The organism is Bradyrhizobium sp. ISRA436 (assembly GCF_029910015.1).
Lineage (GTDB): Bacteria > Pseudomonadota > Alphaproteobacteria > Rhizobiales > Xanthobacteraceae > Bradyrhizobium.
In genome coordinates, this window is sequence record NZ_CP094519.1 from 6,898,547 (window position 1) to 6,915,922 (window position 17,376).

The 17,376-nt window shown below is 64.2% G+C and carries 22 protein-coding genes and 2 pseudogenes; 10 read left to right on the forward strand and 14 right to left on the reverse strand.

The window, feature by feature from the left end; translation table 11 throughout:
* Positions 1–26 precede the first annotated feature (26 nt).
* Positions 27–662, forward strand: coding sequence for a pyridoxamine 5'-phosphate oxidase family protein (locus MTX23_RS32055; RefSeq protein ID WP_280974083.1), 636 nt, complete (start codon positions 27–29; stop codon positions 660–662).
* Here the strand turns inward: MTX23_RS32055 and MTX23_RS32060 are convergent.
* On the reverse strand, positions 659–1,387 hold the full coding sequence (locus MTX23_RS32060; RefSeq protein ID WP_280974084.1) for a glutathione S-transferase family protein: 729 nt from the start codon (positions 1,385–1,387) through the stop codon (positions 659–661). The two genes, MTX23_RS32055 and MTX23_RS32060, sit on opposite strands and share 4 nt — an antisense overlap.
* A 64-nt stretch (positions 1,388–1,451) precedes the next feature.
* Positions 1,452–1,685 carry a hypothetical protein gene (locus MTX23_RS32065; protein WP_280974085.1) on the reverse strand — a complete coding sequence of 78 codons (234 nt, stop codon included), beginning with the start codon at positions 1,683–1,685 and terminating at the stop codon, positions 1,452–1,454.
* A gap of 154 nt (positions 1,686–1,839) precedes the next feature.
* Between MTX23_RS32065 and MTX23_RS32070 the strand changes: the two genes are divergently transcribed.
* Positions 1,840–2,538: a YafY family protein gene (locus MTX23_RS32070; protein WP_280974086.1), complete on the forward strand. Its 699-nt coding sequence runs from the start codon at positions 1,840–1,842 to the stop codon at positions 2,536–2,538.
* On the forward strand, positions 2,538–2,855 hold the full coding sequence (locus MTX23_RS32075) for a YkgJ family cysteine cluster protein (RefSeq protein ID WP_280974087.1): 318 nt from the start codon (positions 2,538–2,540) through the stop codon (positions 2,853–2,855). The genes MTX23_RS32070 and MTX23_RS32075 overlap by 1 nt, the downstream gene beginning before the upstream one ends.
* Before the next feature lie 20 nt (positions 2,856–2,875).
* On the opposite strand, the gene MTX23_RS32080 is transcribed toward MTX23_RS32075, so the two are convergent.
* From MTX23_RS32080 to chrA, 4 genes are all read right to left on the reverse strand, one after another.
* Complete coding sequence (locus tag MTX23_RS32080) at positions 2,876–3,283, reverse strand: hypothetical protein (protein ID WP_280974088.1); 408 nt, start codon at positions 3,281–3,283, stop codon at positions 2,876–2,878.
* Between the two features lie 173 nt (positions 3,284–3,456).
* A complete protein-coding gene (locus MTX23_RS32085; RefSeq protein WP_280974089.1) occupies positions 3,457–3,810 on the reverse strand; it encodes a DUF3307 domain-containing protein in 354 nt (117 codons plus the stop codon).
* 618 nt (positions 3,811–4,428) lie between these two features.
* Positions 4,429–5,183 (reverse strand): IS5 family transposase gene (locus MTX23_RS32090; RefSeq protein ID WP_280972604.1). Its coding sequence is split into 2 segments (ribosomal slippage): positions 4,429–4,850 and positions 4,850–5,183, totalling 756 coding nucleotides; the frame shifts between segments, so codons are not numbered across the junction.
* Between the two features lie 352 nt (positions 5,184–5,535).
* Positions 5,536–6,732: a chromate efflux transporter gene (gene chrA / locus MTX23_RS32095; RefSeq protein ID WP_280974090.1), complete on the reverse strand. Its 1,197-nt coding sequence runs from the start codon at positions 6,730–6,732 to the stop codon at positions 5,536–5,538.
* Positions 6,733–7,074: 342 nt separating this feature from the next.
* On the opposite strand from chrA, the gene arsC reads away from it, so the two are divergent.
* The 3 genes from arsC (at position 7,075) to MTX23_RS32110 (ending at position 8,687) form a co-directional block, all read left to right on the forward strand.
* Positions 7,075–7,485 carry an arsenate reductase (glutaredoxin) gene (gene arsC / locus MTX23_RS32100; RefSeq protein ID WP_280974091.1) on the forward strand — a complete coding sequence of 137 codons (411 nt, stop codon included), beginning with the start codon at positions 7,075–7,077 and terminating at the stop codon, positions 7,483–7,485.
* Entirely contained in the window at positions 7,485–7,709 is a 225-nt protein-coding gene (locus tag MTX23_RS32105; protein ID WP_280974092.1) for a hypothetical protein, read from the forward strand. The genes arsC and MTX23_RS32105 overlap by 1 nt, the downstream gene beginning before the upstream one ends.
* Positions 7,710–7,871: 162 nt before the next feature.
* Positions 7,872–8,687: a substrate-binding domain-containing protein gene (locus tag MTX23_RS32110; protein WP_280974093.1), complete on the forward strand. Its 816-nt coding sequence runs from the start codon at positions 7,872–7,874 to the stop codon at positions 8,685–8,687.
* Here MTX23_RS32110 and MTX23_RS32115 read toward each other — a convergent pair.
* The 3 genes and pseudogenes from MTX23_RS32115 to MTX23_RS32125 all read right to left on the reverse strand — a co-directional run bounded on the left by MTX23_RS32115 (position 8,661) and on the right by MTX23_RS32125 (position 10,950).
* On the reverse strand, positions 8,661–9,359 hold the full coding sequence (locus MTX23_RS32115) for an ABC transporter permease (RefSeq protein WP_280974094.1): 699 nt from the start codon (positions 9,357–9,359) through the stop codon (positions 8,661–8,663). The genes MTX23_RS32110 and MTX23_RS32115 overlap by 27 nt on opposite strands.
* A gap of 365 nt (positions 9,360–9,724) precedes the next feature.
* Positions 9,725–10,469, reverse strand: a pseudogene (locus MTX23_RS32120) (Crp/Fnr family transcriptional regulator).
* A gap of 138 nt (positions 10,470–10,607) precedes the next feature.
* Positions 10,608–10,950: pseudogene (locus MTX23_RS32125) on the reverse strand (PRC-barrel domain-containing protein).
* A 314-nt stretch (positions 10,951–11,264) separates the two neighbouring features.
* Between MTX23_RS32125 and MTX23_RS32130 the strand changes: the two are divergent.
* Entirely contained in the window at positions 11,265–11,453 is a 189-nt protein-coding gene (locus tag MTX23_RS32130) for a hypothetical protein (RefSeq protein WP_280974095.1), read from the forward strand.
* Between the two features lie 54 nt (positions 11,454–11,507).
* On the opposite strand, the gene MTX23_RS32135 is transcribed toward MTX23_RS32130, so the two are convergent.
* Positions 11,508–11,711 carry a hypothetical protein gene (locus tag MTX23_RS32135; RefSeq protein ID WP_280974096.1) on the reverse strand — a complete coding sequence of 68 codons (204 nt, stop codon included), beginning with the start codon at positions 11,709–11,711 and terminating at the stop codon, positions 11,508–11,510.
* 41 nt (positions 11,712–11,752) lie between these two features.
* On the opposite strand from MTX23_RS32135, the gene MTX23_RS32140 reads away from it, so the two are divergent.
* Complete coding sequence (locus tag MTX23_RS32140; RefSeq protein ID WP_280974097.1) at positions 11,753–11,974, forward strand: hypothetical protein; 222 nt, start codon at positions 11,753–11,755, stop codon at positions 11,972–11,974.
* 232 nt (positions 11,975–12,206) lie between these two features.
* On the opposite strand, the gene MTX23_RS32145 is transcribed toward MTX23_RS32140, so the two are convergent.
* Complete coding sequence (locus tag MTX23_RS32145; protein WP_280978290.1) at positions 12,207–13,085, reverse strand: DUF6537 domain-containing protein; 879 nt, start codon at positions 13,083–13,085, stop codon at positions 12,207–12,209.
* Positions 13,086–13,116: 31 nt separating this feature from the next.
* Positions 13,117–13,785: a Crp/Fnr family transcriptional regulator gene (locus MTX23_RS32150; protein WP_280974098.1), complete on the reverse strand. Its 669-nt coding sequence runs from the start codon at positions 13,783–13,785 to the stop codon at positions 13,117–13,119.
* Between the two features lie 314 nt (positions 13,786–14,099).
* On the opposite strand from MTX23_RS32150, the gene MTX23_RS32155 reads away from it, so the two are divergent.
* On the forward strand, positions 14,100–15,212 hold the full coding sequence (locus MTX23_RS32155; protein WP_280974099.1) for a cyclic nucleotide-gated ion channel: 1,113 nt from the start codon (positions 14,100–14,102) through the stop codon (positions 15,210–15,212).
* 14 nt (positions 15,213–15,226) lie between these two features.
* Entirely contained in the window at positions 15,227–16,012 is a 786-nt protein-coding gene (locus MTX23_RS32160; RefSeq protein WP_280974100.1) for an enoyl-CoA hydratase/isomerase family protein, read from the forward strand.
* A gap of 192 nt (positions 16,013–16,204) precedes the next feature.
* Here MTX23_RS32160 and MTX23_RS32165 read toward each other — a convergent pair whose 3' ends face one another.
* Together MTX23_RS32165 and MTX23_RS32170 are read right to left on the reverse strand one after the other, a co-directional pair.
* A complete protein-coding gene (locus tag MTX23_RS32165) occupies positions 16,205–16,639 on the reverse strand; it encodes a DUF6157 family protein (protein ID WP_280974101.1) in 435 nt (144 codons plus the stop codon).
* A 12-nt stretch (positions 16,640–16,651) separates the two neighbouring features.
* Complete coding sequence (locus MTX23_RS32170) at positions 16,652–17,305, reverse strand: glutathione S-transferase family protein (protein ID WP_280974102.1); 654 nt, start codon at positions 17,303–17,305, stop codon at positions 16,652–16,654.
* Positions 17,306–17,376 lie beyond the last annotated feature (71 nt).

The window sequence follows — 17,376 nt, forward strand, 5'->3', positions numbered from 1 at the left end:
TTTGGCGCCCGCGACGGGAGGCTCAGATGTCAGACGTTCACGCCTATTCCAGCGATGTTGCATTCAGCCCGGCGGTGAAGGCGATCCAGAGCCGCAAGGGTTCGCGCGAGGCCTACGCCCAGGTCGAGGCACGCGGCGGCTGGCGCACCGAGATCGACGAGAACCTCGCCGCCTTCCTCGCCAATGCCAACAGCTTCTACTTTGCCACCGCCTCCGCCGACGGCCAGCCCTATATCCAGCACCGCGGCGGGCCGAAGGGCTTCATCAAGGTTCTCGACAAGCGCACGCTCGCGTTCGCCGACTTCAGCGGCAACCGCCAGTTCATCACGCAGGGCAATCTGTCGGAGAATGCGAAGGCGTATATTTTCGTGATGGACTATGCGCATCGTCGCCGCGTCAAGATCTGGGGCGAGGCGCGCGTGGTGGAGGACGATCGGGCACTGACGCACGCGCTGATGCCGCAGGGCTACCGGGCGCGGCCCGAGCAGGTGATCCTGTTCAAGATCGCGACGTGGGATACCAACTGCCCGCAGCACATCCCGCAGAAATTCGACGCGGCCGATGTCGCGGCGGCGCTGGCCTCGCGCGATGAACGCATCGCCGAACTCGAGGCCGAGCTGGCCGCGTTGAAAGGCCAGCCCGCTCCTGCGGCCGCCGGCTAAGCCGCCTGCTGCAGCGGTGCCCAGCCGAACTCCGGATAATATTGCTGCATCATCCGGTCGACATAGGCGGTGAGATTCTCGAACCTCTCGGTGCGCTCGCGCAGCGGTGATGCGAAGAATGGCGTCAGGATTCCGGCAAGCGCGCCGAATGCCGTGGCGTCGGTGCCGCAGGGCGTATCGCCCATCAGGTAGGTCTTGTCACCGAGCTGCACCGAGAGCGCGAACAGCGAACGCATCGCGAGATCGATATCCTCCTCCGGCGCGTGGCGACCAAGCCCGCTCAGCAGATAGTTCTCGGCGACGCGGAACTGGGCGTCCTCGCGCATCTTGTCGCGCATGTGATCGGGCGCGCCGTCGAAGAAGTGCGCCGGCCCCTTGGCGAAATTCGTATCGTCGACCCAGCGTGCGCCGACCAGCGCCCAATAGACGTGATGCTCGATCATGCGTTCGAAGGCCCAGGCCTGTGCGCGCGCCTGCAGGCTCAGCGGCGCGTCGAAATCAAAGCCGTATTTGCCCTCGATATGGGCGCGGATGAAGGTCGAGTCGGCAATCGTCTCGCCGTCATCGGCGATGAAGGGCAGTTGGCCTTTGGGAGATGCCGGCGGCGTCGCCTTCTCTTTGCGATAATCGAGCCCGGCCATCTTGAGCTGGACTTCGGTCTTGGTCACGAAGGGGCTGATTTCCGGCAAGCCGAACCCCGTGCCGAAGCCAAAAAGCGTAATCATCTGAAGCTCCCGATTGCCTGTGGCCGTGAATGGAGGCTAGCGCCCCCCTGCTGCCACCATGGTGTCAGCAGCAGTGATATTCACTGTCGAGCGGACGAACGGGAGCGAGACGGCGAACCGCCTCGCGAACCCGTTTGACCACCCGCGCCCGCCCGTAGGACCAGGCGGCAACGACTGATCGCGCAATCATCACAACCAGGGCCCAGCGCAGATCGCTGGAGGTGGAGTAGACTGTAACAAGCTGTTCCAGCGCGAACGTCTGCGCCCGCCGGAAACCGAGTTCATCTAGATTTGCCATGGACAAATTCCCTTCACTTGAGGTGTTGTCTTGGTATAGCTCCCACCTGCTGCCAACATGCTGTCAGCAGCAGTGACACGGGGGCGCAAAACGGCGACGGACCGAGACCCAAGATCCGCCAACAGCGAACAAGAGACTTGCGAAGAGACTTGCCATGAGACGCGCCGACCGGCTGTTTCAGATCATCCAGGTGCTCCGCCGCACCCGAAAGCCCTTGACCGCGGATGCGATCGCCGCCGAGCTCGAGACATCCAAGCGCACGATCTATCGCGACATCGCGACCCTGATCGAGCAGCGGGTGCCGATCCGCGGCGAGGCCGGCATGGGCTACATCTTGGAGAAGGGTTTCGACCTGCCGCCGCTGATGCTGACACCCGATGAGATCGAGGCCTGTGTGCTCGGCGCGCAATGGGTCGTCGGTCACGCCGATCCGGCACTGGCGCGCGCGGCCGAAGACCTGATGGCCAAGATCGCCGAGACGGTGCCCGACCGGCTGCGGCCGTTCGTGCTCGAGCCGGCAAGCCGCGCGCGGTCGGCCTGGAACCGGGAGCCGGACCGCATCGACATGGTCAAGACGCGCAGCCAGATCCACGAGGGCAAGAAGATCACGCTGAACTATCGCGACGAGCATGGCCGCGACAGCGAGCGCACGATCTGGCCGATCGCGGTCGGCTATCACGAAGCGGTGCGGCTGCTCGCGGCCTGGTGCGAGCTGCGCAGGGATTTCCGCAGCTTCCGCACCGACCGCGTGGTTGCCGCGATCTATCACGACGAGAAATATCCGGAGCGGCGCGACCTGCTCAGGGCGCGCTGGCGGCGCAGCCTGGTCTGGGAAGCGCCGAAGGACACATGATGGCCGCGAACGCTACCAAGGCGGCGGAGAGCAGCCCTTGCCAGTCCTGCGGCGCCTGCTGCAGCTATTCGGAGAACTGGCCGCGCTTCACCGTCGAGGATGACGACCAGCTCGACCTGATCCCGGAGCAGTTCGTCAATGCGCGGCTGTCCGGCATGCGCTGCGTGGGCGACCGCTGCGCGGCACTGTCAGGCGAGATCGGGGTGGCGACGCGCTGCGACGTCTATGCGGTGCGGCCGGAGGTGTGCCGGACCTGCATGCCCGGCGACGCCGAATGCGCAATGGCGCGCCGGCGCCACGGGCTGCCGGTGATCTGAGGCCACAGCGGCGGCCGGCCTCAGGCGGTCACCGTCTGGGTGACGTCCTCTTCGTCGTCGTCGAGTTCTTCATCGACGATCGGCGCGAAGGTCGACAGCGGCCTGGTCGACAGCGTGATCGGCTTGCGTCCGCCGTGCGAGGTCGCAGTGGTGCGCGCGGGCTCACGCGACAGCGCGTACAGGGTCGAACCGACGCGGCCACCGAAATGGATCAGCTCACGCTCGGTGCAGCGCGAGGCAATCGCCAGCGCCAGCGCGTGCAGGTGGCTGCGGCGATAGCAGAACAGCGCCAGCCTCGCCCGCGCGTCGGGCGACACGTTGGCGACCAGGAGCGACAGGCCATTGGGATTGGCGCGGTACATCTGGCCAAGCAGGTCGTCCGCAACCGGGCAGGCATCGTTCTCGAAGGCGTCGCGGCTTGAAAACATTTGCAAATCCCCCTCGATCGCGAAGATGCCGCGCAATTCTCTAACGAAAGGTTAACCACGGCTCCGGGTCGTCATCGGGACCCCTTGCCCGTTGCACGCGAATCACTTTCGCGCGCGGCGAGCGGCGGGGTTCGCATTCCGACAGGCTTGAGGAGACGGGTGGCGCCGGCCGCTCAGTTCGCGGCCATGTAGATCGACAGCACGAAACCGGTGAGGTGGTGCAGCGCCTGGTCGACGCCGATCAAGGTCCAGAACCAGGGATGCCCCGACTCCAGCGTCACGCCGAAACGCGAGGCGCAGATTCCCTTGGCGCGGTCGACGGCGATGTGGATGACGAAGTCCACGAAGGCGACGTACCAGAAGCGCGGCGCAACGGCGAGGATCAGCACCAGTGCGACGGCGAGGTGCACGAGGCAGTGCGCGAGCAGCGGCATCGCCCAGCCGGTCTTCTGGTCCTTGCCGATCGCCATCCAGGCGTTCTGCAACATGAAGTCGGCGATGATGTGCTTCGCGGTGAGAAGCAACATCCATCCCACCAGGGCCCCAACCGCGACCGACGATGACATGGAAGGAAACAACAAGCTGACGCCCTTCACTGGGATGAATGTGATTGCAAGAAAATCCGGGTCAGGCCGTCAGCACAATTCCGCAAACCAAAGCGTGTCTCATTTATGACACCTCCCGCGCCGGAATGCACCTCCGGCATCTCAAAATCATATGGTGTGCCCCTCTGACGATAGTGGCAATCGTCATGCGGCATCCGGGCGCAGCTCCCGTTAGGGTATGCGAGCGGGGCCACACAGACGGCATCGGGACACGGCCTCGGCTTCTCGGCAAACAGCGATGGGGGTGCGCAGGCGCCTTCTCGCGACGTGAGCCGTCCGAGTCTTGCGTTACTTTCCACCCTCCTTCCGAGCAGAGGGCGCAGGGAAAGCCGGGTGCCGATCGCACCCATGGGTCCCGAGCAAATGGAAAGCTCGGGAGGTAGGACCACAGGTGAAACCGGAGCAGTCCCGGCTTTCCCTGCGCGATGGTTTACGGCTTATACGTGCTCGCCCCGGCGAGACTGGGCTTTGTTGTCACCGTCATCAGCAGAGGCATAGCCTCTTGCTGATGAGACACCTGCCACTAAGGTCCGGACTCAATCAGGTCCACCAAATGATAGCGGCAGCAAGATTGACGGCCGAGAGGAAGTTTCTGGCGAGCTTGTCATAGCGGGTTGCAATGCGCCGCCAGTCCTTGAGCCTGCAAAACATGCGCTCGACGAGGTTGCGCCGCTTGTATGCGGCGCGGTCGAACGGATGGAAGCGTTTTCGGGTGGGATTGTTTGGGATGACCGGGGTTGTTCCCCGTTCGATGAGGAATTGCCGCAGTTCGTTCGCGTCATAGGCCGTGTCGGCCGCACAGCAACGCGGTGGTGGCAGAGAGCTGAGCAGGGGCAGCGCCGCGCGGATGTCACCACGCTGACCTGGCGTTACTTCGAGCGCGATGGCGCGTCCGAGACTGTCGCAGACGGCGTGGATCTTGGTGGTCCTGCCACCGCGGGAACGACCGATGGCCTGAGCCTCCGCCCCCCTTTTCCACCGGCCGCCGCACGGTGCGCCTTGGCGGTCGTGGAATCGATGGCCTGGAAGTCGTCATCGGGCGACAGGCCCCGAAGTGCTTCGAACAGATTGCGCCAGACCTCGCGCCGCGACCAGCGGTTCCAGCGATTGTAGACGGTCGTGTAAGGGCCGAACACTGCCGGGCAATCGCGCCAGCGGCAGCCGGACTTCAACACATGGATGATGCCACTGATCACGCGGCGATCATCGACTCGACGAGCGCCGGGCTGATTTTGCGGCAGCAAGGGCTCGATTGCTGCCCACTGCCGATCATTCAACCAAAACTCGCCCGCCATGATCCAAGCCCCGCAAATGCAGAGCTTGAATCATATCTCCACGTAAAATTATACATCTGATTGAGTACAAACCTTAGGGCGTCAGGCCTGCACGACTTCACCGTCCGCTATCTGCCACGCTCGTCAGCCGTGACATCGGCGTCCACCGCATCCCAACCCAACACTCGTGACGACCGCGAAGCGCCCCTCAAGCGGGTGAGACGGGCGGATTCGTGCCACTGATTTGCCCGACGGTGGAAGCGGAATATTTTTTGCGCGAGGACTGGACGGCCTAAATCGCCTTGAAAAATTTGAAGAAATTAGCCTCTGCGCGCACGCCAAAGAGAACAGATGACCCGTCGACCGGGGGGCCTCACAGCGCCGCCGCCATTCCGGCGATGGCACTGAAGACAACAACCACAAGCGGCGGCGCGCGCCAGACCATGAGCAGAACGAATCCGACCAGCGCGATACCGAAATCGCGCGGACCGAGAACCGTGCTCGTCCACACCGGATGATACAGTGCCGCGCCGAGAATACCGACGACCGCCGCGTTGACACCGCGCATCATCGCCTGCGCATCGGTCCGCTTCCGGAACGTCTCCCAGAACGGCAGCGCGGCGAGCAAGATCAGGACGCCCGGCAGGAAGATGCCAAGCAGTCCGACGATCGCGCCGCCGACGCCATGCGGCTCGATCCTGACCACCGCGCCCAGATAGGCCGCGAAGGTGAAGAGCGGGCCCGGCACGGCCTGCGCGGCGCCATAGCCGGTCAGGAACGCGTCGTCGCTGACCCAGCCGGGCGCGACGACGGCCTCGCGCAGCAGCGGCAGGACCACGTGGCCGCCGCCGAACACCAAGGCGCCGGAGCGATAGAAGGCCTCGAACAGCGCAACGCCCGAGCCTGGTGCCAGCCGCGCCAGCACCGGCAGGCCGATCAGCAGAATCGAGAACGCCGCCAGGGCGACCGCCCCCATGGAGCGGGACACCGGCATGGCGAAGTGACCGCCCCCGTTGCTCTGCCCGGTCCGGCACAGCGCAAGGCCGGCAATGCCGCCCAACAGGATGGCGCCGATCTGGGCGATCGACGAGGTGCTGAACAGAATGAGCAGCGCCGCGACCACCGCGATCGACGCGCGCACGCGATCGGGACATAGCGTCCGCGCCATGCCCCAGACCGCTTGCGCGACGATTGCGACCGCCACAAGTTTCAGCCCGTGCACCAGGCCGGTGCCGACAGGTCCGCTCAGCGCACCGGCACCATAGGCAAACAGCACCAGCGCAATGGCTGACGGCAGCGTGAATCCGGTCCACGCCGCCAGCGCGCCGGGATAGCCCGCGCGCATCAGACCGAGCGAGAAGCCGACCTGACTGCTTGCCGGCCCGGGCAGGAATTGACACAGCGCCACGAGGTCTGCGTAGGCTTGTTCGTCAAGCCATTTGCGGCGCTCGACGAATTCATGCCGGAAGTAGCCGATATGCGCGATCGGCCCGCCGAACGAGCTCAAGCCAAGTTTCAGGAACGCGGCGAAAACCTCGGCTGCAGTGCCCTCAAGTTGCTTGTCACTCATCGTGCACTACCGTCGAAATTTCCTGTTCGAACGCCCTGCGGTGGTCAAGCGTTGCGGCATGATCATATCGCGGAAGATGTGAAATGGCTTCAGCGGCCGACCGGCATGGTCATCGGCCCGGTCACCCGCAAAGCGGTCTCTGCGCGCGGCTTTGCGAATTGCAATTGACAACGGCAATTATTTCAATACTTGCTGAAATATAGAAGGACAGATGCCGTCGCGGCCCTCGCGGCGCTTGCCCGGGACAATCGGCCCAGGACAATCGGCTGGATGTGTTCAGGCTGCTGGTGCAGGCCGGTCCCGACGGCAAGCCCTCGTCCGCGTGCTGCTGAGACGAACGCGATGGATGTGATCATCTACCATAACCCGAATTGCGGCACGTCGCGAAATACACTCGCGATGATCCGCCACGCGGGCATCGAGCCGCACGTCATCGAGTATCTGAAGACGCCGCCAGCGCGGGCCTTGCTGCAGCAGCTCGTCGCGCGCATGGGACTCTCGGTGCGCGACCTACTGCGCGAGAAGGGCACACCGTACGCGGAACTCGGGTTGGGCAACCCGGCCTTGACGGATGACGACCTGCTGGAGGCGATGCTGGCGCATCCGATCCTGATCAACAGGCCGATCGTCGTCACGCCGAACGGCGTGCGGCTTTGCCGGCCGTCCGAAATGGTCCTCGACCTCCTGCCGCCGCAGCGCGGCGAATTCGTCAAAGAGGACGGCGAACGGGTCAAGCTGGACCGCGGGATCTGATGCCGAGCCTCGCGCGGCGCGCCTTCGCCGAGTGTCTTGGAACGGCCTTCCTTCTTGCTGCCGTCGTCGGCTCCACAACGGTGACCATCGCCTGCTCGCTGTCGAACACCTTCGCCGGCATCGCGCCAGATGGAGTCGTGCCCTTTGTCGCCGCCCAGCTAGAGCATGATCCGGAAAAGTGTGAAGCGGTTTTCCGAAAAGATCATGCTCAAACAAAGAGCTAAAGCGCGATGACGATTCAAACCTAATCTCATCGCGCTTTAGTTGGCGCGTTGCTCGCAATTCCGCTTGCACTCTGGCTATGGCGACCGTACGGCAGAGCATGCGCAGGTTCAGGGGCCGACTGAGCGAGGGTTGCACTGGCGCCGGCCTCCCGGAGGAAAAACATGATGCGGCAATTTTTCGTCATCCTCTTAGCCACGCTGGCCTGGTGCTCGCCCGCCGGAGCACAAGACCGCACCATCATCGTCGCTTCAACGACGTCGACCGAACAGTCCGGCCTGTTTGGCTATTTGCTGCCGCAATTCACCAAAGCGTCGGGAATTGGCGTGAAGGTCGTCGCCGTCGGCACCGGTCAGGCGCTCGATATCGGCAGACGGGGCGATGCCGATGTGGTTTTCGTTCATGACAGGCCTGCCGAGGACAAGTTCATGTCCGAAGGACAAGGCGTGAAGCGCTTCGACGTCATGTACAACGACTTCGTCATCGTCGGGCCGAAGGCCGATCCGGCTCACATTGCCGGTGACAAGGACGTCGCCGACGCCCTGAGAAAGATCGCGGCAGCGAAGGCTCCCTTCATCTCGCGTGGCGATCGATCCGGCACCTACGAAGCCGAGTTGCGGCTTTGGAAGGACGCAGGCATCGACCTTGCCGCGGCAAAGGGTAGCTGGTACCGCGAGATCGGTCAGGGAATGGGACCGGCACTCAACATGGCGGCGTCGTCCAATGCCTATGTGCTGTCAGATCGCGGCACGTGGTTGTCCTTCAAGAACCGGGGCGACCTCACGATCCTGACCGAAGGAGACAGGCGGCTGTTCAACCAGTACGGCGTGATGCTGGTCAATCCCGCGAAGCATCCGAACGTCAAGGCCCAGGACGGGCAAGCCTTCATCGACTGGCTGATCTCGCCGGCCGGGCAGACAACCATCGCCGGCTACAAGGTCGGTGGGCAGCAGCTATTTTTCCCCAATGCGTCCCACTAACAGAAACGCCACGGTGGAGACCGCGACGCTCAGGGCCAGCAGGATCAGCCCGAGTCCAAGCGCGAGCGCCAGATCACCCTTGCTGGTCTCGAGCGCAATCGCCGTCGTCATCGTCCGCGTATAGCCGCGAATATTGCCGCCCACGATGAGGATGGCGCCGACCTCGGCAATGGCCCGGCCGAAGGCGGCGAGAAAGGCGGTCAACAGGGATGCCCGGCCCAACGCGAACAGCAAGGCAATGCTGCGCAGCCGCGACAGGCCGTCGGTGCGCGCAAGATCGCCGAATTCCACCCACAGCAGCGATGACGGCCGATGCACCAACGCGACCACGATCGGCGTTGCGAGCAGCGTCTGGGCGATCACCATGGCGGCCGGCGTGAACAACAATCCGGCAGACCCGAAGGGCCCCGATCGCGACAGCAGCAGATAGAGCGCGAGGCCAACGACGACCGGCGGCAGGCCAAGCAGCGCGTTGGTCAGCACGATGATGACGTGCCGGCCTTGAAAGCGGACAATCGCCAGCCAGGCGCCGATCGGGGCCCCGATCAACAAGGCAAGAATGCTCGCCGTCAGGCTGACCCGCAATGACAGCGCGACGATGCCCAGCAGTTCGGGATCAGCATCGCCAATCAAAGTGAGGGCTGCGCTGACCGATCGTGCGAAGTCGTTCATCCGCTTCTGCGGTGCAGCACCCGGCGCGCGGCCTCAGGCACGCGGGACACTCTCGCCACGATCGATCCGGGGCCACTGATTTGCCTTGGGATGCCGATCTGCATGTCGTCAACGCCCCCCGCCGTCCGTTGGGGGCTGCAGATGTCCTCTGGCGAATGGGGGCTACCGAGGCCGTGGACGCGTTTCATTCACCGAAATCCGCTATGTTCGATGGGGACAGATCAGCGGCCCGGTCGCGGCCTGACCGACCAATAGCGCAGCATTGCTCAACCGGCTGCGGCGGAGCATAGCGCAACTCGACCGTGAAAGGTCAAGACCTCCGTCGCTGGAGCCAGACAATCCGCGATTGGTGACGACCCGTCACGTCATCCGGCCGCAGCGTCGGTGACCGCAGCATCGAGCTGCCGACCCTCGTGATCCATGTGCAGATAGTTCGGATTGAACAGGCCGGCATGCATCAGCCGGAATGGACAGGGTCCTGCCCTTGAGGATGATGAGTCCGTCGGCACGCAGCTCCTGCAACGTGCGGTTGATATGGACCTTGGACAGGCCGGTGGCGTCGGCGAGATCGGCCTGGGTCAGCGGAAAATCGCAACTGTCGCCTTTGGTCAGCCCGGCCAGACGCAGGCGCAGCCAAACTTCGCAGAGCAGATGGGCAGTCCGCTCGAGCGCCGTGCGCTGGCCAAGATTCATCGTCCATTCGCGCTGGATCGCCGCGTTGACGAGGGTCTCCCACCAGAATGCCGTGACGATGCGCGGATGCCGCGCGGCGATATCATCGAAGAATTCGCGCGAGAGATCGGCGATCGACACCGGCGTGATGGTGCCGATCGAATGATCCATCTCGCGCAGGATGAAGACGTTCACGTCGCAGATATCGCCGGGCAGGAAGAACGACACCACCTGCCGCCGGCCGTCGTCGAGCTGCTTGTAGCGGCAGGCCCAGCCGGACAGGATCAGATGCACATCCTTCGGCGTGTCGCCCTCGCGCACGATATCGACCCGCGGGCCAAAGTGGCGCACCCGTTCGGATGCCGCGCGATTGAGAACAGCATGATCCACCGGCGAGAGCCGTACGGATTGCTCCAATTTTCGGACTAACGATGCCAACGACATTGGTCTCCCCGCATGTTCATCGGGTAACCGCCGGGCTGATTCCAATAACGTATTATGTGCGCTGCATGGATATTGGCGATATTGGCGAATGTTCGCAAGTGCGCACAGGCGCGATTTATTGAACACCTCGACTCACTTCGTCGCCCGGCGCGTGGCGCCGATATCAGCCCAATTCCAGTCCCCGCTCGCGACCATATTTCGGCGCATCACGAAGCTGGTCCACGGTGACGCCGGTGACATAGCCGCCCAGCCGCGTATCGTATTTCAGCGACTCCCAGGGCAGCGGATAATGGTTGTTGCCAAGACCGAGAATGCCGCCGAAGCCGAGCACGGCATAGGACATACGTCCGCTTTTTTTGTCGATCATGACGCGCTCGATTGAGCCGATCTTGCGATCGTCGGCGCCGTAAACGGCGGTGCCCTCCACCTTGTCGCTGCCGATGAGATTCCCGCTCTCCCTCTCATCCATCGCCATTTGTCGGATCTCCATCAAGTGTCTCGCGTCGTCAACGGCCGGGCAAAATCATCGTTCCCGCGACAATTGCTGCAGCGCATGACGTCACCACGCGGGCCCCGACGACGAAATTCGCCGAGGCCCGTCACCGGAGTGGTCCACTGCCCTCGGGGAGCAAAGCAGTGAACGCACGGGTGCTACGCATGGCCGGCGAGATCGTTCCTGCGATCTTGGGGGCGATTTTTTCGATGTGCCCAATGTCATAGGTTAACGACGGTGCTTCGGAACCCGCCTAGCATCCTGTTTCCACCTCGGGACCCCACCTCGGAGGCGGCATGAAAAAGAAACGCAACAAATCGCGACCGGCCGGATCGTTCGAGCACCGCCTCCAGAAATTCGCCGAGAACGCGCGCATCGCGGCCCGCAAGATGCCACCGGGACGGGAACGTGAAGCGCTGATGCGCAAAGCCAGGCAAACCGAGACTGTCATGGAGGTCAGCGACTCGCTGACGCTCCGCAAATAACCGTGCCCGAACGGGCCTACAGGGAGGGCTGCTATGATCGAGGAGAGATTTGATTCACGTACGCTCGCCGCTATGAGCGCGGCTCTCGACCACGTATGCGCCGACGCTCTTCACGGCGAGGAACATGCCACCCGCAAGCGCGTTGCCAGACAGATCATCAGATGCGCCAAGAGCGGCAGGACGACGCTCATAGAGCTGACCGAAGCCGGACAACAGGCGGTGGTCAAGCTCGGTGCTCGGCAGGATAGCCGCCCCCATTAGCGCCTGCTGCTCTCGGCCTTCAGCAGAGGCAGATACGCATGCGCGTCGCAATCATTATCGTCCTGCTGGCCTTCCTGATCGCCGTCGGCGTTTACGCCTATGAGGGCTTGATGGTGCCCAATGCGCCGGTGCCGACCTATGGTGTCGTCGCATTCACCGTCGGAGTCGTCGTCCTGGCCGTTGTCGGCGTCGGTCTGATGGGCCTGCTGTTCTATTCGAGCCGCCACGGTTACGACGAGCCTCCGCATATCAAGCGATAGGTTCGCGACAGAGCAACCGCGACGCCATCAGATCCGTCATCCCCGCGCAAAGGCTTCGCCTTTGTCGCGTGAGGTGCGTGCTCTCGCGCGCGTCTCGAAGGATGCACGGCCACCAGCCGGGCTGCCGCCCTTCGAGACGGCCGCTTCGCGGCCTCCTCAGGGGTGACGGTGATAGGTGGAACGCGGGGACCAATACGCGCGGCGCAAGTGCGCCTTTGCCATCCTGCAAATCTCAAGGCAACGGCCGGCTGGCCGGCACGTGCGCGCGGATCTCCGCGATCTTGCGCTTCAATGAGGCCTGGCGCGGGTCGGGCATGATGGCAGCGCGCGCCTCCGCGATCGCGCCGGCGAGATCGGAGAGCGCGAGCGTGCCGTCGAAGACAGGCTTGGCGAGGCCGTCGATGATCGCATGCCAGTCCGCAATGCCCTGGCGGTACGGATCGCCGTAGCCGTTGATCATGGTCGCAGTCTGGATGACCGCCACGGTTGCGCTCGGCTGCTTGGTCAGGCTGCGATCGATCATGTGCAGCCAGCGCTCGACCCAGACGCGCTCCTTGGCATAGCGCACCGAGAACATCCGCCAGCGTTTCAGCCCGGCTTCGATCCTGAGCCTGCGAACACTGAAGCGGCTATTGGCGCTGAAGCGGATCGAGACCCTCCGCCGCCGCCAGCCGAGCCAATCGAGCGCGCCGAGCACGGGGTCGGCGACCACTGCCGGCAAGGCATCGATCAGTTCGTCGAGGCGGAATTTCTTCACGTCGTCGGCGGAGCGTGCCGCCCGGCCACCGGCCGCGTGGACCTCGCGTAGCTTGAGCTGCGCGATGCGGATCGGGTCTTCATAGGCCATGCGCTGCGCCATCAGCCGCGCGATGTCGGCGAGCATGGCGTCGTCGACCCCGCGCCGGCCGACGAAACGCTCGAGCCGCTCGATATAGAGCCTGGCGTAGCCGGCGCTCTGATACTCGGTCAGCAGATGAATGGCGTCGCTGACAACCGGGCTGAGCTGCTCGGGGCAGGCATCCGGTGGCACTAGCGGTCCGTCGTCCTCGTCGCCGATAATGTCGGCGAACAGGTAACGGAGCGAAGCCAGGAGACTGTCGTCGTCCGGCACTGCGGCGTCTCCAGAACTCGTCACAGCGGGCTCATGCAGGTTTTGGCTCCGCAACCTGCGGGGTGGCGTGCTGCGCGAGCCGCTGCTCGAGCGTCGAGATGTTCTGGAACAGCCGCGCGCTGGCGAGCCGCAGGAAGTAGAAGCCGAACGCAGGATTCTGGACGTAAAGCTGCTCGACCTGGTCGTAGGTCACCGACAGCACCGTACCAGTCTCGACGCATTCCAGCGTCTGGGTCCGCGTATTCGACGGCGACAGCATGCCGAACTCGCCGACGATGGCGCCGACCGGCAGCTCGATGCCCGACTCGACCAGGCGGAAGCGGCCGCTGACGATGTAGAACATGCTGTCGGCCCTCTCATCCTTGTAAAACAGCACTTCGCCGGCGGTGCATTTGCGCTCTGTCGTGAACGGCCTGAGCCAATCCATCGACAGATCGCTGTTGACGGATTTCTTCACGTTGCGGACGAGTTGCAGCATCTGGTGCAGGCGGTAGGTGTTCACCGGCAACAGCACGGAATGCAGGATCAGCGTCGCGTAATTGTGGGTCGGGACCGCGGTCGCGATCAGGATGATGTTGGTCAGGATGGCGAAGACGCGCAGCGGGATCATGGTTCGCATCGACAGCGTGGCGACCACGAAGATCGATGCGAAGAAACTGCCGGCGGCGCCGGCGTGCTGCACGAGATGTGAGGTATCCATCGGAAACCAACCAATTCTCAAGAAGTGAACACAATCGCCCTATTAGTCGCTCCAGGGCGGTCGAGGTCGCATATCCGAACCGCTTCCCTGGTATACGGGAAAAAGCGACGTTTTGTCGGGATTCTCACATTTGTGGAAGCAAAATCAGGACAGTATAGCCGGACGTTCGTCGAACAGATGGGAGGTCGGCCGCGGCAGCGCGTCGACCCGCATGCGTTGACGGCCTCACCCGGGACAGGGCAGGTTGTGGCCTCGGCCCCGGCTTCCGGCAGGGTCCCGTTTCAAGCAGTTCGTCGACAGGCAACATACGTCCGATGTTCAAGCGGCTCGCCTTTCCGGTTTTGACACAATTCGTGTCTGCCACCGCCGGCCGCAACATGACCACGGTCGCCTATGTCGCGGTGACCCTCGGCGTCGCCATGATGACGCTGCTGACGGTGGAGCCGGCCTATGACGCGGCCGCCCGCTGGGTCGACGCACTGCTGTGGGTCTGCCTCGCCTATTTCGTATTCGAGTGGCTGGTGCGGCTGCGCCACATGGGACGGCAGGGCCGGTTCTGGTTCTATGCCTTGTCCGGCGCCGGAGTGGTCGACGCGATCGGCGCGCTCGCCGTGCCGATCGCCCTGTTCGCCGGTGTCGAGCCGAAGACGGCATGGCTGCTCGCGATCCTGTGGGCGCTCAAGGTGGTGCCGGGGATTCCCGGCTTGCGGCAGCTTCGGCGCGTGCTGGTGCAGGAGTCCGGGCCGCTGATCAGCGTGCTCGTGATCTTCCTGATGGTGGTATTCCTCGCCTCGGTCGCCGAATATTTGGCGGAGCGCGACGTGCAGCCGCAGACCTTCGGCAGCGTGCCGGCCGCGCTGTGGTGGGCAGTGGTGACGCTGACCACCACCGGCTATGGCGACGTGGTGCCGATCACGCCGCTCGGCCGGATGGTCGCGGCACTGGTCATGATCGCGGGCCTCGGCGTGTTCGGGCTGTGGACCGGTATTCTGGCGACCGGCTTCGCCGCGGAGACGCGCCGCGACAATTTTCTGAAAACCTGGGAAACCGTCAGCAAGGTGCCGTTCTTCGCAACCCTCGGGCCAGCGGCGATCGCCGACGTCACCCAAATGCTGCGGACCGTCGACCTGCCGCCGCGCACGACGATCATCCGCAAGGGGACCAGCGGCGACTGCATGTATTTCGTCGCCGCCGGCGAGGTGGCGGTCGACCTGCCGGGCCGCAAGGTGAAGCTCGGCGAAGGCACGTTCTTCGGCGAGATGGCGCTGCTCGGCAATACCATGCGCGGCGCCGATGTCACGACCACCAAGGTCTCGCGGCTGTTGGTGCTTGACCTGGTCGATTTCCGCCTGTTGATGGCACGACATCCCGATCTCGCCGAGACCATCGATGCCGAGGCAAAGCGGCGCGAACTCGAGAACCAATAGTGATGGAGACAACCATGCCTGATGCGGCCGAGACCGGCAGCTCACCCGTGCTCGAGATTGCGGGCGCGCGCGCCACGATCCGCCTCAACCGGCCACGGCACCTCAACCGCCTGCAGGCCGAGGATCTCGGCGATCTCGTCAAGCTGTTCGACCGGATCGAGGCTGATCCCAAAATCCGCGTGCTGGTGCTGACCGGCACGGGACGCGCCTTCTCCGCCGGTTACGATCTCAACTCGGTGGCCGAGCGCGCCGTGAGCGCGAACGAGCAGCAGAGCGCGGGCTCGGCATTCGAGGTCGTGGTCAACCGGCTGGAGGATCTGACCGTGCCGACGATCTGCCGGCTCAATGGCGGCGTCTATGGCGGCTCGACTGATCTCGCGCTCGCCTGCGATTTCCGGATCGGCGTCGATACCGCGGAGATGTTCATGCCGGCGGCGCGGCTCGGGCTGCACTACTACCGGAGCGGCATCAAGCGCTACGTGACCCGGCTCGGCGTCGACAACGCCAAGATGCTGTTCCTGACCGCGCAGAAGATCACGGCGCCCGAGATGCTGCGGATCGGCTATCTCACGGCGATGGTGCCGGTGGAGCTTTTGGATGAGGAGGTCGACAAGCTCGCGGCGATCCTGGCCGGCAACGCGCCAAAGGCGATGGCCGGCATGAAGCGCGCCATCAACGAGTTCGCCCGCGGCGAGCTCGACGAGGCCGCCGCCGACGCCCGCCATCGCGACAGCATGCGTGGGCCCGAGATCAAGGAAGGCATCAAGGCCTTCGCCGAGAAGCGGCCGCCGAAGTTTTAGTTCGGCGCCTCCGCGCCCTCAGAACCGTCACCCCGAGGAGCGCGGAACGCGCTCCGCCGTCATTGCGAGCGAAGCGACTTGTCCGCCGAAGCCTTTGGCGAAGGCGGAAGCAATCCATCGTGCTACACACGCGGAAGCACGGATTGCTTCGTCGCTATCGCTCCTCGCAATGACGGTCGTAACCGCCTCCTTCTACGCCCGCTTGGATCGCATCGCCCGCACCTGCGTGAGCTTGGTATCCGCGGCGAGCGTCTGGTAGCGCTTGCTGTCGATGGCGTAGATCGCGATGCGGCCCTCGGCATCGGCGTGCACGCCCCAGCCGAAACGCTTGCCCAGCGGCGAAGCCCGCATGCAGGCCTGCCCCCTGGAGAAGAACGTCTCGCGGGCAAGGCTGCGCTCGCTCTTCGTCGCCTTCGCGCCGAGCGCGCGGCCCGGCGCCGACGTCGCGAACACCACGTCGTCGGAGGTGTATCTGTACGGCGCACCTGCGATCATCCGATATTGCAGCGTGGCGACCGTCGGATTGCCGCCGCGCGGCTGCGGTTCCTCGCCGGTGCGCGCCGGACAATCCTCCGCGACGCGGATGAAGGTGTTGAAGCAGTTGGTGGTGTGCAGCGTCCTGGCCATCGCAACGCTCTATCACACTCCCGCGGCCGCCGCGTGCTGCGCGGCCATCTCGTCGTCGGCCTTCGATATCAGCTGGAAGGCCGGACGCGCGGTGATCCGCTCGGCGTAGCGGACGAAGACGTCCTTTTTCGGCACGAGGCCGAACATCATGGTCCAGCTGAAGGCGATGCCCCAGAGGATGTCGGCCGCGGTGATCTCCTCGCCGAACAGATAGGGTCCTTTTGCAAGCTGCGATTCCAGCGCGCCCAGCATGGTGTCGTAATCGGCATAGGGCGACTGCGAGACCGGCGCGGGCTCGCGCTTCATGAATTTGTCGATCAAAGCCGGCTCGAACGACGAACCGTAATAGGCGATCCAGCGCAGATAAGAGCCGCGGCGCGGGTCGTTCAGTGCGGGCGTCAGTCCGGCCTGCGGAAACAGATCGGCGAGATAGATGAAGATCGCCACCTGCTCGGTGACCAGCGCGCCGCCATGGCGGATCGCGGGCACCTTGCCGAGCGGATTGATCGCAAGATAGGCACTTTGGCGCTGCTCGCCCGCCTTCATGTTGAGGACGTGGAGATCATAGGGCGCGCCGAGTTCCTCAAGCAGCACGCGCGCGCCGGTGGCGCGGGTCTGCGGCGAATAATACAGCGTGATGCGGTCGGTGGTGGTCGCGGTGATCATGGGCAGTCTCCTTGCGCCGTTCGGGTCGCGGCTCCGTTATGCCCGCCTATACCTGACATCCTGTGTCAGGT